The sequence below is a fragment of the Brevibacillus sp. JNUCC-41 genome, assembly GCF_014844095.1.
In the GTDB taxonomy this organism is placed as follows: domain Bacteria; phylum Bacillota; class Bacilli; order Bacillales; family DSM-1321; genus Peribacillus; species Peribacillus aracenensis.
This window is the reverse complement of record NZ_CP062163.1, coordinates 32,805-48,219: the sequence shown is the minus strand read 5'-3', so window position 1 is coordinate 48,219 and position 15,415 is coordinate 32,805. Positions and strand designations below refer to the sequence as shown.

Below are 15,415 nucleotides of genomic sequence, written 5' to 3'. Positions count from 1 at the left end.
ACGGCATATGCATGGAAAGGTGGGGAGAAGCGTTGAGCCAGCAAGATTCGTTGGATTTGTTTTCAGAAGAGAAAATGTTCATGAAAGGAAGTCATTTAGTGACGATCTTTCATAATGAAGAAAACATGTACTCGGTTGTAAGAATTCGCGTGCATGAAACGAATCTGAATTATGAAGAGAAGGAAGCGGTCGTAACAGGTTATTTTCCAAGGATGCATGAGGATGAGATCTATATTTTTTATGGGGCGATGAAGGAACATCCGCGTTTTGGCCTTCAATACCATGTAGAGCATTTTCGTAAGGATCTGCCTCAATCCAAGGAAGGAATCGTCAGTTATTTATCCGGTGACCTTTTCAAGGGGATCGGGAAAAAAACAGCTGAAAGCATTGTTGATTCACTGGGTGAAAAGGCAATTTCAAAAATTCTGGTTCAGCCTTCGCTACTTGATGACATCCCGAAGCTATCCGGGGAAAAGGCAAAGGGTCTCTATGATACATTGGTCGAGCATCAAGGGCTGGAGCAGGTGATGATTGCCCTGAATCAATATGGCTTCGGTCCGCAGCTGTCGATGAAGATATATCAAATGTATAAGCAGGATACAATCACGATGGTTCAGGGAAATCCGTATAAGCTTGTTGAGGATATTGAAGGGATTGGCTTTGGAAGGGCGGATGAGCTTGGGCATCAGCTGGGCATTTCCGGCAGCCATCCCGATCGAATCAAGGCTGCGTGTTTGTATACGCTTGAATCACAATGCCTTCAGGACGGAAATATCTACATAGAAGCCGAGCAGCTATTGGAGGCTGTCAAACGTCTTCTGGAGGAAAATAAACGGGACCGTATTGAGTTTACGAACATTTCCTCGGAAATAATCGAATTGACGCAAGAGGGAAAAATAGTTGTCGAGGATCAACGAATTTATCCGCCTTCGCTATTCTATTCGGAAAAGGGAATCGTGATGAACATCAAGAGGCTGCTTGCTCAAACCGAGTATGAGGACCAGTTCCCGGAATCGGAGTTCTTGCTGGCACTTGGAGAGCTGGAAGAACGGCTGGATGTATCTTATGCACCGGCCCAAAAGGAAGCGATCCAAACAGCCCTGCAATCACCCATGTTAATCTTGACGGGCGGACCTGGTACCGGTAAGACGACAGTCATCAAAGGCATCGTTGAACTATATGCAGAGCTGCATGGTGTATCCATGGACATTAATGATTATAAAAAAGAAGGAAGCGATCCATTTCCATTCGTACTTGCGGCCCCTACTGGCCGTGCAGCGAAACGAATGGCCGAATCGACTGGGCTCCCGGCTGTTACGATTCACCGTTTGCTGGGGTGGAACGGGAGCGAAGGCTTTTCCCATGATGAGGATAATCAGCTGGATGGCCGTATCGTGATCATCGATGAGGTTTCCATGGTGGATACGTGGCTGGCCCATCAATTGTTTAAAGCTCTGCCGGAAAATGTCCAAGTGATATTGGTTGGTGATGAAGATCAGCTGCCATCTGTTGGACCTGGGCAGGTTTTAAAGGATTTGCTTGCATCGAATTGTGTACCGACTGTCAGTCTGGAACATATTTATCGTCAAGCTGATGGCTCATCGATCATTGAATTGGCCCATGAAATCAAAAAAGGAAGGCTTCCGGATGATGTCACGAAACAGCAAGAAGATCGATCGTTCATTCGCTGCCAAACTGGTCAAATCCCCCAAGTAATCGAGAAGGTGGTTGCCAATGCGAGGACGAAAGGCTTCACGGCCAAGGATATACAGGTGCTGGCTCCCATGTATAGAGGGCCTGCCGGGATTGATGCCCTGAATAAAATGCTTCAGGAAGTGTTCAATAGCAATGCGAATGAGAAGCGGCGGGAAATAAAATTCGGAGATGTAATATACAGAACGGGAGATAAGGTGCTTCAACTGGTGAACCAACCGGAGGAGGGGGTCTTTAATGGCGATATGGGTGAAATCGTGTCCATCTTGTTCGCTAAAGAAAATACCGATCATGTCGATAAAGTAATCATATCATTCGAAGGCATCGAAGTGACTTATACGAAACAGGACTTGAACCAGATTACACATGCCTATTGCTGCTCCATCCATAAGTCGCAGGGAAGTGAATTCCCCATTGTCATTTTACCTGTAGTGAAAAGTTATTATCGGATGCTCCGCCGTAATTTATTGTATACGGCGATTACCCGCAGTAAAAATTTCTTGATCCTTTGTGGCGAAGAAGATGCATTCCGTTTAGGGATCGAGCGGAATGATGAGATGCGCCGGAAAACGACTTTGCGTGAAAAGCTGAAAGAGATTTTGAGTGAAGAAGAAATGCCGCAGGAAAAGGAAGAGGTACATCAACAATCAAGTTATCTTGATATTCTCATGCATGCTGATCCGATGATCGGTATGGAGAATGTCACGCCATATGATTTTATGTAGCTGGTTCTATTTGATGAATTTTGTTTAAAATTCATAGTTTTGGTGGAACTATAGAATATAACTTTTTTGTGAAAGAGTAGGGGGGATTGGATGAAAAAAGGTTGGATAATAGGAATAGTCGTTGTCGTTTTATTGGTCATCTTTGGTGCATCTTCGTACAACGGCCTTGTAAGTGCCAGTGAAGACGTCGATAATAAATGGTCACAGGTGGATAACCAATTAAAACGGAGAGCGGATTTGATTCCGAATCTTGTGGAAACGGTGAAGGGTTATGCTTCGCATGAAACGGAAGCCATTAAAGCGGTGAGCGATGCACGCTCGAAGCTGGCCGGTGCCAATTCGACTGAAGATGCAATTGCAGCCGACCAAGAATTGAGCGGGGCCTTGAGCCGGCTTTTGGTGGTTGTTGAGAACTATCCGGATTTAAAGGCCAATGAGAACTTCAAGGGTCTCATGGATAGTTTGGAAGGAACGGAAAATCGGCTGACTGTAGCCCGAAAAGACTATAATGATGAAGTTACCAACTATAATAAAATGATTAAACGCTTTCCGAAGAATATGATGGCAGGAGCGTTCGGGTTCGATGCCAAACCATATTTTGAAGTGACCAATCAAGAAAAAGAAACGCCAAAGGTTGATTTCGGGAGCGATAAATAATGAAAAAACTCGCTGTGTTTGCGCTATTCTTCATTCTCACGTTCAGTTTAGCAAACGTGGCCGCAGCACAACCTAACATTCCTGAACCAATTGGGGATATTTATGTTCAGGACTTTGCCGGAGTCCTGAGTGAACAGGAAAAATCCGAACTCATCGAACTAGGGAAACGATTGGATGATGCCACAAAAGCACAAATTTCCGTTTTGACGGTTGATTCGATGGAAGGATCCGAGATCGAGGAGTACTCGGTCGAGGCATTGAGATCATTCAAGCTTGGGGATGCCGAGCTGAACAATGGAGTCCTCATTGTGCTGGCCATGGAAGAACAGAAAATCCGTATTGAAGTGGGGTACGGTTTGGAAGGGGCCATTACCGATATAAAATCTGGACAGATTTTGGACGATGTGGCTATCCCTGCGCTGAAAGAGGGTAAATATGATGTGGCCCTGACGGAAACTTATAAGGCCGTGTATAACGATGTCACGAAAGAATACAACCTAGGTGACGAGTTTTATCAAGATCTTTCCGTACAGCCCGAGTCAGAAAACTTTCAGCCATCAGGTTTACAGATTTTCCTGATTATCATCGTTGTCATCATTGTATTCATCCTCGATGCCAAGTTCTTTAAAGGATTTTTCCTTCAAACACTAATCAATATCCTTTTGATATTCATCAGTCGCGGAGGCGGCGGCCGTGGAGGCGGAAGCGGTGGTCCACGTGGCGGTGGAGGAGGAAGTTCCGGTGGCGGAGGTGCCAGCAGAGGATGGTAAAGCAGTGGGTCTGACCGGGAAACCGGTCTTTTTTTAAGCTCTTTTCGTAAAGATTGTTGTTTTTAAAACGAAACGATTTAAGGTTGATTGGAGCGGAAGTGCGAGACTCCTGCGGGAGCAGCGGGACAGGTGAGACCCCACAGGCGTTCACGCCGGGGAGGCTCACCGCCCGCCCCGCGGAAAGCGAGCAATGGAGGGGAAATCAACCACACCGCATTACTTGGTGAATAGCAGCAAAGTATGCGAAAACAGCCTTTTTTTTATGTCTGTTCCCTGTATTTATGGAAGTTGGACCAACAATGGAAAACCTTTCAGCACATCTATTTTCAGCAGGAAAGAGATAATAAAAATGTTCGGAAAGGCGGGATGACCTTGCGGACGTTTTCTTTATTGAAAGGAATGCCGGTTTTTACGATCAAAGGAGAAAGAATCGGCACGGTCCACGATTTATCAATTTCTGAAATGGGACAAGTAACAGGGTTGGTCGTTCATCAACAAGCATTGTTCAAAAGAGCTTTTCATTTGGAACTTGACGGCATTTCTTCATTCGGTCCGGATGGGATCGTGATCAGGCAACAAGATTCTGCCTTAAGTAAAGTGCCTGCGGATTCCATTTGCCTATCGAAGGACGAGTTATTGGGACGCATGCTCTTTTCAGAAATGGGTGAAGAACTTGGTTTACTGCAGGATGTATATTTCAAGGAGAAAATGGGCACGATTATAGCGTATGAAACAACGGATGGGTTTTTCTCTGAGTCGACAGTGATAGAATCAAAACAGCCGCCAGCATTAGGGAAGGATACCATCATTGTTTCAGTTTATGAACAGTGAGGTGTCCATTTTGGAAATTAAATGTCCGAATTGCCGCAGTAAAGATGTCGGGAAGATTGGTGTAAATCAATATTATTGTTGGAATTGCTTTATTGAAATGACCCTATCCGAAGGGCTCATTAATACGCATCAGGTCGAGGAAGATGGAAGTTTAAGCTCATTGGACGATTTGTTTGAGGAAAATGACCGCCGCTTCAGTATGTAATTAACGGAAGAGGTGTTTGCAAATGGCTAGACGTTCACGCAATACTCTAATGAATATGGGTTCGGACTTGATGAACTCGAAAATGATCAAACGGAACATGAAGAAAATACGCAAAAGATTAAAATCATTATTATAGCAGGAATGGGTGTCCTGAATTAATGAGGGCACTCTTTTTTATGTATGAAAACCTTCCGCCTTTCGAAGAATAAATGAGCGGGAGGTGTTTATTGTGAGTATTCGTTTAAAATGGTTTTATCGCCTGGGTTTTTTATTGCTCTTATTTTTCGTTATCTATATTTTTATGAAACTCAAACCCATGTGGGGACCTGCCGTTACTGTATGCGTGACGGTACTGCTGCCTTTTTTGATTGGTGCGTTCATCAGTTACTTGCTGCACCCTGTAGTGGAATATTTAAATGAGAAAGGGATGCGTCGCTGGCTTTCGATTACGATCATCTATTTGTTGTTTTTCGGAGGGATCGGCTTTGCTGTTTATAAAGGTATTCCAATGATCGTCAGCCAGGTTCGCGAGCTGTCGGAAAGCGTGCCGGAACTGGTTGAACAGTACCGGGGCAGGATTGATAAGCTCAATCATCAAACGGCGGCCTGGCCGTTCGGAATTCATGAAAGATTCGAAGAAGGTGTCACCCTTTTCGAAGGTTGGCTGAAAGGTATACCTGAAAAGGCGATGGAGTATGCAATGAAGATGATTGATTTCATCGTCCTGATTGCGTTGATTCCATTCATTGCTTTTTATATCCTGAAGGATTTCACTGTGTTAAAAAAAATGGCATGGTATATGACCCCGAAAAAATGGCGTAAACAGGGACGGGCTTTCGTTCGTGATGTGGATGCGTCGCTTGGCGGCTATATCCGCGGACAAATCATCGTTTGTGTCGTGATCGGTTTGATTTCCTCGCTGCTCTTCTGGATAGTCGGTATGAAATATCCGCTTCTATTGGGGGCGATAATCGGTATAACGAATGTCATCCCGTATTTCGGGCCGATTATCGGGGCCATTCCCGCAGTGGTCATCGCCGCGACAATGTCAGTTAAAATGGTGTTGATCATCGCGGTCATCGTGCTCGTACTTCAATTTCTTGAGGGAAATATCCTTTCACCGTTAATAGTCGGTAAAAGCCTCCATATGCATCCGCTGTTCATCATGCTTGCATTATTGGCCGGGGGCGAAATGGGCGGTATCGTGGGCATGGTCGTTTCGATTCCCCTCTTGGCTGTGTTGAAAGTTTTTGTACTTCATGCCCGCGTTCACTTTAGAAAGAAGCCGCCCCTTATTGACAAATAAAAGTCTTGTGAATATAATCCATTACATAAGATAATTCGTTGAAGGATGAAGTATGCTGAAGTCCATCTAAAAGAGAGGGGTCCCCCAGGCTGAAAGGGACTGCCAGGTGAAGAGCAGCAGAAAGCTAGTCCTGAGAGCAGCTAATACCTGCCGTCATGCCGCGTTAAGGCTTTTATGAAGGTGATGGGCCTAGGTGAATTCCTGCGTCCATAATCAGGGTGGTACCGCGAGTCAACTCTCGTCCCTGTTTTTGGGATGGGGGTTTTTTGTGTGCTCAAAATTACATAATTTTAAAAGGAGGATATATATGAAGTATTTAACTGGTGCTCAAATCCGCCAAATGTATTTAGATTTTTTTAGTGAAAAAGGCCATAACATCGAACCAAGTGCGTCATTGGTTCCTCATGAAGATCCATCACTGCTTTGGATCAATTCCGGGGTGGCGACGTTAAAGAAATATTTTGATGGACGGGTGATTCCTGAAAATCCAAGGATCACAAATGCCCAAAAGGCCATCCGTACGAACGATATTGAAAACGTGGGGAAAACGGCACGTCATCATACGTTTTTCGAAATGCTCGGAAACTTCTCCATTGGTGAATACTTCAAAGAAGAAGCCATTACATGGGCTTGGGAGTTTTTGACGGATGAAAAATGGATTGGCTTCGACAAAGAGAAATTGGCTGTAACGATCCATCCTGAAGATGATGAAGCATTCGAACTCTGGAATAAGAAAATCGGTGTTCCTGCTGAAAGGATCATTCGCCTGGAAGAAAACTTCTGGGATATCGGTGAGGGTCCAAGCGGTCCGAATACAGAGATTTTCTATGACCGGGGACCGGCATATGGCGATGATCCCAATGATCCGGAACTATATCCAGGCGGGGAAAATGAACGTCATCTGGAAGTCTGGAACCTTGTGTTTTCTCAATTCAACCATAATCCTGATGGTTCTTACACACCTCTTCCAAAGAAGAATATCGATACAGGAATGGGCCTTGAACGTATGGCTTCCGTCGTTCAAGATGTGGCGACGAACTATGATACAGATTTATTCATGCCGATCATCCGGGCAGTCGAAGAGATTTCCGATGTGAAGTATGGTGCCGATACAGAAAAAGATGTTGCCTTCAAGGTCATTGCCGACCATATTCGTACGGTTGCCTTTGCAGTAGGTGACGGTGCTCTTCCATCCAACGAAGGCCGCGGTTATGTATTGCGCCGTTTACTCCGCAGAGCGGTTCGATATGCTAAGCAAATCAACATCAATCGACCATTCATGTTCGAGCTTGTGACGGTCGTAGGCGAAATCATGAAAGACTTCTACCCTGAAGTCCTCAAGAATAAAGAGTTCATTGCAAAAGTAATCAAAAATGAAGAGGAACGCTTCCATGAAACCCTGAATGATGGACTGTCCATCCTTTCTGAAGTCATTAAAAAGGAAAAGGAAAAAGGCGGTACGACCATTCCGGGCAGTGATGCATTCCGTTTATATGACACATATGGTTTCCCGATTGAGTTAACGGAAGAATATGCAGAAGAAGAAGGCATGACGGTCGATCAAGCCGGATTTGAAAAAGAGATGGATGCACAGCGTGAACGTGCCCGTTCAGCGCGTCAAGATGTGGATTCGATGCAAATCCAAGGCGGGGTATTGGGCGATATAAAAGTTGAAAGTGAATTTGTCGGCTATGATCAAGTAGCTGTCGAAGCCAAAGTTGCTGCCATCGTAAAAAATGGCGAACTTGTAACGGAGGCAGAAGAAGGAGAAGAAGTTCAAGTGATACTGAACAAGACTCCTTTCTACGCGGAAAGCGGCGGACAAATAGCCGATATAGGAACGATGGCCAGTGAATCCGTGAAGGTAGATGTCCATGATGTCCAAAAAGCCCCTAATGGCCAAAACCTGCACCGTGTAACGGTTACTGCCGGCACTTTAACAGCAGATTCCAATATCGTCGCTGCAGTAAATCAAGAAAACCGCATCCATATCACGAAAAACCATACAGCGACGCACCTTCTGCACCAGGCGTTGAAAGATGTGCTTGGTACACATGTCAACCAAGCTGGTTCACTCGTACAGGCTGAGCGCCTTCGCTTCGACTTCTCTCATTTTGGTCAGATAACGGCGGAAGAGATTGAACAAATCGAAACGATTGTAAATGAAAAGATTTGGCAAAGCTTACAAGTGAATACGGACTATAAAAACATCGATGAAGCAAAAGCTATGGGCGCTATGGCCTTGTTCGGCGAAAAATACGGCAAGGTTGTCCGTGTCGTTCAAATAGGTGATTACAGCCTAGAACTTTGCGGCGGTGTCCATGTTCCGAATACAGCGGTAATCGGCTTGTTCAAAATCGTTTCCGAAAGCGGCATCGGAGCTGGGACTCGCCGTATAGAAGCGGTAACGGGTGCCGGGGCATACCAATTGATGACTGAGCAAATCGGTGTCTTGAAGGACGCAGCTGCTAAATTGAAAACAAACTTGAAAGACGTACCTTCAAGAATTGAAACGGTACTGGCAGAAGTGAAGGATCTTCATCGTGAGAATGAAAGCCTTACTGCAAAATTAAGCAATATCGAAGCAAGCAGCCTTGTTTCTAACGTAAAAGAAGTAAATGGGGTTCAAGTATTGGTGGCAAAGGTTCAAGCTACCGACATGAATAATCTGCGTGCCATGGCGGATGATTTGAAACAAAAGCTCGATTCTGTCATCATCGTATTAGGTTCGGCCCAAGGTGATAAAGTCAATTTGATTGCCGGGGTGACCAAGGATTACATCGATCGCGGTTTCCATGCTGGTAAATTGGTCAAAGAAGTTGCTTCCCGCTGTGGCGGTGGTGGCGGCGGCCGTCCAGATATGGCCCAAGCCGGCGGAAAAGACCCTAAAAAATTGGATTCAGCACTTAATTTTGTTGAAGAATGGGTCTTATCGATTTCATAATCAATGGAAAGTGTTGTACAATGTAGGTAATAGTGGATTCTGGACGCTGAGGAGAGGTGCATGTTAATGAGTTCCTTTGATAAAACGATGAAATTTAATTTTCCCGAAGAACCATTCGAAAGAGATGTACAAGAAGTACTGTCTCAAGTATATGTTGCACTTCAGGAAAAAGGTTATAACCCTATAAACCAGATTGTCGGTTATCTATTATCTGGTGACCCGGCCTACATCCCGCGCCATATGGATGCTCGGAACATTATTCGTAAGCTTGAACGCGATGAAATCATCGAAGAATTGGTTAAATCGTATCTTAAGAACCACCGAGAGGAATACTAATGCGCACAATGGGACTTGATTTAGGTTCAAAAACCATAGGCGTTGCCCTGAGTGACGCGATGGGTTGGACTGCACAAGGATTGGAAACGATCAAAATTAACGAAGCTGGAAATGACTTCGGCTTTAAACGCCTCAATGAAATTATAAAAGAGCATGATGTTTCTAAAATTGTCCTCGGTTTACCTAAAAATATGAATGGGACTGTTGGACCGCGAGGCGAAATCAGCCAAGATTTCGCTAAACGATTAGAAAACAAATTCAAGCTGCCGGTGTTTCTCTGGGATGAACGGTTGACAACTATGGCGGCTGAACGTGTCCTTCTTGAGGCGGACGTGAGCCGAAGCAAACGCAAGAAAGTCATTGATAAAATGGCTGCTGTCATGATTCTGCAAGGATTCTTGGACAGACAAACAAATTCAATATGAGGTGAATACTAATGGAACACGGCGAAAACAACATTACAGTAGTAGATGAAAACGGAAACGAGCAGCTTTGCGAAATCCTTTTCACATTCGATTCAGATAAATTCAACAAATCTTATGTACTTTACTATCCGATGTCTGCAGAAGATGACGAGGAAGAAATTGAAATCCACGCTTCATCATTCGTACCAAGCGAAGATAATAAAGATGGTGAACTTACACCGATCGAAACAGAAGAAGAATGGGATCTTGTTGAAGAAATGTTAAATACATTCCTTGACCAAGAAGAAGCAGAAGAAGAATAAGATTAGAAAAAAACCGGCCTTAAAGGCCGGTTTTTTTTTGACAAAAGGACAAGGTGATTGGAATGTGTGTGCGAGATTCCTGCGGGAAAGCGAGTGCCTAAAGTGAAAACCATCATTTGTACAAACCTTCAAAATCCGTATTCAAATTCGATTTTCAGTCTGAACCCGCCTCCATAAATGTTCATGTGTGTTCCGGTAACCCCTTATCTTTTCTTTGCGAATAAAAGTATAAATGTAGCGAGCGGACCCAAAAATAAGGATAGCAAGAACCAATTCAATGCCGTTCTATTTTTTCCTTGAGCAAGTCCGGCGTTTATGAGTGCCAATGTCCCCCAACCTACAAAATAAGAATTATCCAACTCCTTCACACCTTCCCTCATCTTAAATGAATAGTACCATTCCTACATGAATATTCCTGTCATTTCCTGAAATTCCTAACACATGCAGGGAAAAAAATTAGAGCGCATCTTTTAAGCAGAAGAAATTATGATATCACTATATTCCTGTTAAATAACATCTGAATATTGACAAAACAAGTGCATTTTTGCCATAAATAGAGTATTAATGAATGTAGTTTTGCAAAAAACATGTAATTATTTGTTGATTTTAGTATAATGTTCGAAGCGAAGATTAATTAGAGAAAGCATCACCAAGAAACCATTCTGTAGTTGGTGTGAGTTTGCAGGGGGAATGAAAATGGATGAAAAAGATAAAAATTTATCTAAAAAGGAACATATCCAAATGAAATTGTTAGAACAGCAAGGAGAAGCCAAGCTGGTTCGTAAAATCATCATGATTACGATAGCTTCGCTTATTTTACTAATTGGGATCGTTGGACTTGTGGGCTTTTTATATATCAACTCAGCCATGAAGCCAGTCGATCCGGATGATGATACCATCAAGAAAGTGAAAATCCCAATCGGTTCTTCCGTTAACGGAATTTCAACGTTGCTTGAAGAGCAGGGAATAATCAAAGACGCACGCGTATTCAAATATTATATTAAATTCCGCAATGAATCCGGTTTTCAGGCAGGGGAGTATAAATTATCACCTTCCATGCCTATTAAGGATATCGTCACAAGCATCAAAACCGGAAAACTAATGAAGGAAGCTGCAATGAAGATAACGATTCCTGAAGGAAAGCAGCTGATCCAAATTGCTGATATCATCGCCGTGAAGACGGGTGAAGATCCGAAAAAGGTCTTTAAGAAATTGAATGATAAAAAGTTCGTAAATTCCATGCAAGAGAAATTTCCGCAGCTCTTGACGTCGGAAATTGAAAATGAAAAGGTTTTATATCCGCTTGAAGGGTACCTTTTCCCGGCTACTTATGACTTTTATGAGGAAAAGCCGACCCTGGAGTCGATCGTCACCGAGATGCTGAAGAAAACCGAAGAAACATTGCAGGCTTACGAGAGCCAAATGGACAAGAACGGTTATTCCGTGCACCAGATGCTGACCTTCGCTTCGCTTGTCGAAGAAGAGGCGACGGCGCAAGTCGATCGCGGAAAAATAGCTTCCGTCTTTTACAATCGTATTGAGGAAGGTATGCCGCTTCAAACGGATCCGACTGTTTTGTATGCGAAGGGTTCACATAAGAGCAGGGTATATTATAAAGACCTTGAGGTGAAATCCCCTTATAATACGTATAAGAACAAGGGGCTGCCGCCAGGGCCGATAGCCAATGCCGGAACGACATCGATCGATGCGGTACTGAAACCTGAGAAAACGGATTATCTGTACTTTTTGGCCACACCTGAAGGGGAAGTCCTTTACTCCAAGACCTTGGATGACCACAATAACAAAAAGGCAGAGCATATTTCCAATAAATAAATGAAAGCTCTTTTCGTAAAGATTGTTGTTTTTAAAACGAAACGATTTAAGGTTGATCGGAGCGGAAGTGCGAGACTCCTGCGGGAGCAGCGGGACAGGTGAGACCCCACAGGCGTTTACGCCGGGGAGGCTCACCGCCCGCCCCGCGGAAAGCGAGCAATGGAGAGGAAATCAACCACACCGCAATACTTGGTTAGCAACAAAGTATGCGAAAACAGCCTAAATGAAAAATAGCAATGAGACTGTGGGGGGAGAGATATTACTTTCCCCTTGTTTTTATGATAGAATAGTACAAGTGAATTTTTGATCCGATTCTTATCGGTGACGTAACTCGGCGAATGCCGGGTTTTATTTTGAAAGATAAGGAAATGTAGATCGTCAAGCATACTTGTTTCAGCTCCTTGTGAAGAAATTGTCCAATCAATTTTTTTCATGTTACTGACCAAGCGCTTTTGTTTTCCTTATAAATGGAGGAAACGTTTTGAACGGAAAAATAGAACAATATCTTCATTCCTTAATTCCGGAGCGTACGGGTTTGCTTAAGGAGTTGGAAGATTTTGCGATGGAAAATAATGTGCCGATCATGGAGCCCGAAGGCATTGAGGTGCTGCTTCAGATTTTAAGGCTTCATCAGCCAAAGGCGATATTGGAAGTAGGTTCGGCAATTGGCTATTCGGCCATTAGGATGGCTGAGACCCTTCCTGAAGCCCGAATCGTCACACTTGAACGGAATGAAGCCCGTATTGAGCAGGCAAGGGCTAACTTCAAGAAGGCGGGACTGTCGGAAAGGATCACCCTCATTGAAGGGGATGCCCTTGAAGCGGGACCGAAAGTGATGGAACACGGTCCGTTTGATATCATCTTCGTTGATGCAGCTAAAGGGCAGTACAAGCGATTCTTTGAACTGTTTGAACCATTCCTTGCTGGTGCTGGCATTATAATTACCGATAATGTTTTATTCAAAGGCTTGGTTGCCGAAAACATTGAAGAAATGGAAATGACGAGAAGAAAGCGAGCCCTTATTAAAAAAATAAGGGACTTTAACATCTGGTTACATGACCATCCCAACTTCGATACCGTAATTTTGCCGATTGGTGATGGTGTGGCCATTAGTAAACATAGAGGTGACAAAAATGAAAAAGCCTGAATTACTTGTGACTCCGACAAGTGTCGATCATATAACAGAACTCATCGATGCTGGCGCTGACGCCTTCGTCATTGGCGAACAACGTTATGCGCTTAGGCTGGCAGGGGAGTTCAAACGGGAAGATGTGGAGAAGGCGATTGAGCTTGCACATGCCGCGGGTAAGAAAGTGTACGTATCGATGAACGCCATTTTCCATAATGAAAAAGTGGACGAGCTTGAAGGGTACGTCACATTCCTTAAAGAGTCTGGTGCCGACCGGATCATATTCGGTGATCCCGCAGTCTTGATGGCTGTCCGTGCCGTGGCACCTGATATGCCCCTGCACTGGAATACAGAGATGACGGTAACGAACTGGTACACATGTAATTACTGGGGGAAACGCGGTGCTGTCCGTGCCGTTGCTGCCCGTGAGATAAGTCTGGACGAGATAGTGGAAATGAAGGAAAATGCCGAAGTGGAGATTGAAGTCCAAGTGCATGGCATGACATGCATGTTCCAATCGAAGCGTACGCTCCTTGGTAATTACTTTGAATACCAAGGAAAGGCATTGGAAGTGGAAAATCGGAAGGAACAGCGAAATATGTTCTTGCATGATAAGGAACGTGAAAATAAATATCCGATTTATGAAGATGAAAATGGTACACATATCATGAGTCCGAATGATATGTGCATGATCGATGAACTACAGGAATTGATTGAAGCGGAAATCGATTCACTGAAAATCGAAGGATTATTACAAACCCCGGAATATATCATTGAAATGACAAAGTTATATCGGGAAGCGATTGACGTATGTGCTGAAGACCCTGACCGCTATGATGATGTGAAAGCGGAACTTTTTGAAAAAGTCAAAGCGGTTCAGCCGGATAACCGTGAGTTGGATACCGGGTTCTTCTTTAAAGAATCGGTTTATTAAAGAAAAGGGTAAGAGAAAGAGGAGGAATAGCCTTGAATGCTATTGCTGATAAAATTTCCAAGATCGTTGATGGAAAGAGAGTCATTGTAAAAAAACCGGAATTGCTGGCTCCGGCCGGCAACCTTGAAAAATTAAAAATTGCCGTCCATTACGGCGCGGATGCCGTGTTCATTGGCGGCCAGGAATATGGTCTTCGTTCCAATGCAGGCAACTTCACGTTTGAGGAAATGAAGGAAGGCGTCGAATTCGCTAATAAGTATGGTGCTAAAGTATATGTAACAACCAATATCTTCGCACATAATGAAAATATCGATGGTCTGGATGAATACCTGGAAGGTCTTCAGGAGGCTGGGGTTCATGGTATCATCGTCGCCGACCCATTAATCATCGAAACATGTAAAAGGGTCGCTCCGAACGTCGAGATCCATTTAAGCACGCAGCAATCGCTGTCGAACTGGAAGGCTGTTCAGTATTGGAAAGAGGAAGGCTTGGAGCGTGTCGTTTTGGCACGGGAGACGAGTGCTGATGAAATCCGTGAAATGAAGGAAAAGGTCGATATCGAAATCGAGGCTTTCGTTCATGGGGCCATGTGCATTGCCTATTCTGGACGCTGCACCCTTTCGAACCATATGACGGCGCGTGATTCGAACCGCGGCGGCTGCTGTCAGTCTTGCCGTTGGGATTATGGTTTATATGAGTTGGATCAAGACGGGGAAAAGGCTTTATTCGATAAAGAAGATGCTCCATTCGCAATGAGTCCAAAAGACTTGAAGCTGATTGAATCACTGCCAGGCATGATTGAAATTGGCATAGACAGCTTAAAAGTCGAAGGAAGAATGAAATCGATTCATTATATTGCAACAGTTGTCAGCGTCTATCGTAAAGTGATTGATGCGTATTGTGCCGATCCAGACCATTTCAAGGTTAAACAAGAATGGCTGGAAGAGCTTGATAAATGTGCGAATCGTGAGACGGCATCATCGTTCATGGAAGGGGAAATTCCTGGGTATAAACAGCAAATGTTCGGGAATCATACCGTAAAGACTCGCTTCGACTTCGCAGGATTGGTGCTTGATTACAACGAGGAAACTAAAATCGTTACCATGCAGCAGCGTAATTTCTTCAAGCCTGGGGATGAAGTGGAGTTTTTTGGACCGGAAATCGAAAACTTCACTCAAAAAATCGGTACGATCTGGGATGAGTCAGGTAAGGAGCTGGAGGCAGCTCGCCATCCGCTTCAAATTGTCCGCATTCAAGTAGATAATAGAGTTCATGTGAACAATATGATGCGGAAGGAGAATTGAC

At 44.1% G+C, this 15,415-nt stretch carries 15 protein-coding genes; 14 read left to right on the top strand and 1 reads right to left on the bottom strand.

Annotated elements, in window-relative coordinates:
* The first annotated feature begins 32 nt into the window (after nt 1–32).
* From recD2 to JNUCC41_RS00250, 10 genes are all read left to right on the top strand, one after another.
* Nucleotides 33–2,438, top strand: coding sequence for an SF1B family DNA helicase RecD2 (gene recD2, locus JNUCC41_RS00295; RefSeq protein ID WP_192205820.1), 2,406 nt, complete (start codon nt 33–35; stop codon nt 2,436–2,438).
* Nucleotides 2,439–2,528: 90 nt separating this feature from the next.
* Entirely contained in the window at nt 2,529–3,095 is a 567-nt protein-coding gene (locus JNUCC41_RS00290) for a LemA family protein (RefSeq protein ID WP_192205818.1), read from the top strand.
* Entirely contained in the window at nt 3,095–3,865 is a 771-nt protein-coding gene (locus JNUCC41_RS00285) for a TPM domain-containing protein (RefSeq protein ID WP_192205816.1), read from the top strand. The genes JNUCC41_RS00290 and JNUCC41_RS00285 overlap by 1 nt, the downstream gene beginning before the upstream one ends.
* A gap of 372 nt (nt 3,866–4,237) precedes the next feature.
* Nucleotides 4,238–4,696: a PRC-barrel domain-containing protein gene (locus JNUCC41_RS00280; protein ID WP_370662555.1), complete on the top strand. Its 459-nt coding sequence runs from the start codon at nt 4,238–4,240 to the stop codon at nt 4,694–4,696.
* Nucleotides 4,686–4,901 carry a hypothetical protein gene (locus JNUCC41_RS00275; RefSeq protein WP_063233024.1) on the top strand — a complete coding sequence of 72 codons (216 nt, stop codon included), beginning with the start codon at nt 4,686–4,688 and terminating at the stop codon, nt 4,899–4,901. The genes JNUCC41_RS00280 and JNUCC41_RS00275 overlap by 11 nt, the downstream gene beginning before the upstream one ends.
* 229 nt (nt 4,902–5,130) lie before the next feature.
* Nucleotides 5,131–6,207 (top strand): AI-2E family transporter, encoded by a 1,077-nt coding sequence (locus JNUCC41_RS00270; RefSeq protein WP_192205808.1) that lies wholly within the window; start codon nt 5,131–5,133, stop codon nt 6,205–6,207.
* Between the two features lie 307 nt (nt 6,208–6,514).
* The gene (alaS, locus tag JNUCC41_RS00265; protein ID WP_192205806.1) at nt 6,515–9,151 is read left to right on the top strand and encodes an alanine--tRNA ligase; all 2,637 of its coding nucleotides are present in this window, start codon (nt 6,515–6,517) and stop codon (nt 9,149–9,151) included.
* Nucleotides 9,152–9,217: 66 nt separating this feature from the next.
* Nucleotides 9,218–9,487, top strand: a complete 270-nt coding sequence (locus JNUCC41_RS00260) for an IreB family regulatory phosphoprotein (RefSeq protein ID WP_034311358.1) — start codon at nt 9,218–9,220, stop codon at nt 9,485–9,487.
* Entirely contained in the window at nt 9,487–9,912 is a 426-nt protein-coding gene (gene ruvX, locus JNUCC41_RS00255) for a Holliday junction resolvase RuvX (protein ID WP_034308633.1), read from the top strand. Before JNUCC41_RS00260 ends, ruvX begins: the two co-directional genes overlap by 1 nt.
* 11 nt (nt 9,913–9,923) lie before the next feature.
* Nucleotides 9,924–10,214: a DUF1292 domain-containing protein gene (locus JNUCC41_RS00250; protein ID WP_063232962.1), complete on the top strand. Its 291-nt coding sequence runs from the start codon at nt 9,924–9,926 to the stop codon at nt 10,212–10,214.
* A gap of 203 nt (nt 10,215–10,417) precedes the next feature.
* Here JNUCC41_RS00250 and JNUCC41_RS00245 read toward each other — a convergent pair whose 3' ends face one another.
* Complete coding sequence (locus JNUCC41_RS00245; protein WP_192208355.1) at nt 10,418–10,582, bottom strand: hypothetical protein; 165 nt, start codon at nt 10,580–10,582, stop codon at nt 10,418–10,420.
* Nucleotides 10,583–10,910: 328 nt separating this feature from the next.
* On the opposite strand from JNUCC41_RS00245, the gene mltG reads away from it, so the two are divergent.
* The 4 genes from mltG to JNUCC41_RS00225 all read left to right on the top strand — a co-directional run bounded on the left by mltG (nt 10,911) and on the right by JNUCC41_RS00225 (nt 15,414).
* Nucleotides 10,911–12,047, top strand: a complete 1,137-nt coding sequence (gene mltG / locus JNUCC41_RS00240; RefSeq protein ID WP_192205804.1) for an endolytic transglycosylase MltG — start codon at nt 10,911–10,913, stop codon at nt 12,045–12,047.
* Between the two features lie 481 nt (nt 12,048–12,528).
* Nucleotides 12,529–13,194: an O-methyltransferase gene (locus JNUCC41_RS00235; protein ID WP_081395487.1), complete on the top strand. Its 666-nt coding sequence runs from the start codon at nt 12,529–12,531 to the stop codon at nt 13,192–13,194.
* Nucleotides 13,181–14,110 (top strand): peptidase U32 family protein, encoded by a 930-nt coding sequence (locus JNUCC41_RS00230; RefSeq protein ID WP_192205802.1) that lies wholly within the window; start codon nt 13,181–13,183, stop codon nt 14,108–14,110. Before JNUCC41_RS00235 ends, JNUCC41_RS00230 begins: the two co-directional genes overlap by 14 nt.
* A 32-nt stretch (nt 14,111–14,142) precedes the next feature.
* On the top strand, nt 14,143–15,414 hold the full coding sequence (locus tag JNUCC41_RS00225) for a peptidase U32 family protein (protein WP_192205800.1): 1,272 nt from the start codon (nt 14,143–14,145) through the stop codon (nt 15,412–15,414).
* Nucleotide 15,415 lies beyond the last annotated feature (1 nt).

What these genes read in the sequence shown, in the direction of transcription:
- JNUCC41_RS00290 (WP_192205818.1), top strand. Translation starts at nt 2,529, where the DNA reads ATGAAAAAAGGTTGGATAATAGGAATAGTCGTTGTCGTTTTATTGGTC.
- JNUCC41_RS00260 (WP_034311358.1), top strand. Translation starts at nt 9,218, where the DNA reads ATGAGTTCCTTTGATAAAACGATGAAATTTAATTTTCCCGAAGAACCA.
- alaS (WP_192205806.1), top strand. Translation starts at nt 6,515, where the DNA reads ATGAAGTATTTAACTGGTGCTCAAATCCGCCAAATGTATTTAGATTTT.
- mltG (WP_192205804.1), top strand. Translation starts at nt 10,911, where the DNA reads ATGGATGAAAAAGATAAAAATTTATCTAAAAAGGAACATATCCAAATG.
- ruvX (WP_034308633.1), top strand. Translation starts at nt 9,487, where the DNA reads ATGCGCACAATGGGACTTGATTTAGGTTCAAAAACCATAGGCGTTGCC.
- JNUCC41_RS00230 (WP_192205802.1), top strand. Translation starts at nt 13,181, where the DNA reads ATGAAAAAGCCTGAATTACTTGTGACTCCGACAAGTGTCGATCATATA.
- JNUCC41_RS00285 (WP_192205816.1), top strand. Translation starts at nt 3,095, where the DNA reads ATGAAAAAACTCGCTGTGTTTGCGCTATTCTTCATTCTCACGTTCAGT.
- JNUCC41_RS00250 (WP_063232962.1), top strand. Translation starts at nt 9,924, where the DNA reads ATGGAACACGGCGAAAACAACATTACAGTAGTAGATGAAAACGGAAAC.
- JNUCC41_RS00275 (WP_063233024.1), top strand. Translation starts at nt 4,686, where the DNA reads ATGAACAGTGAGGTGTCCATTTTGGAAATTAAATGTCCGAATTGCCGC.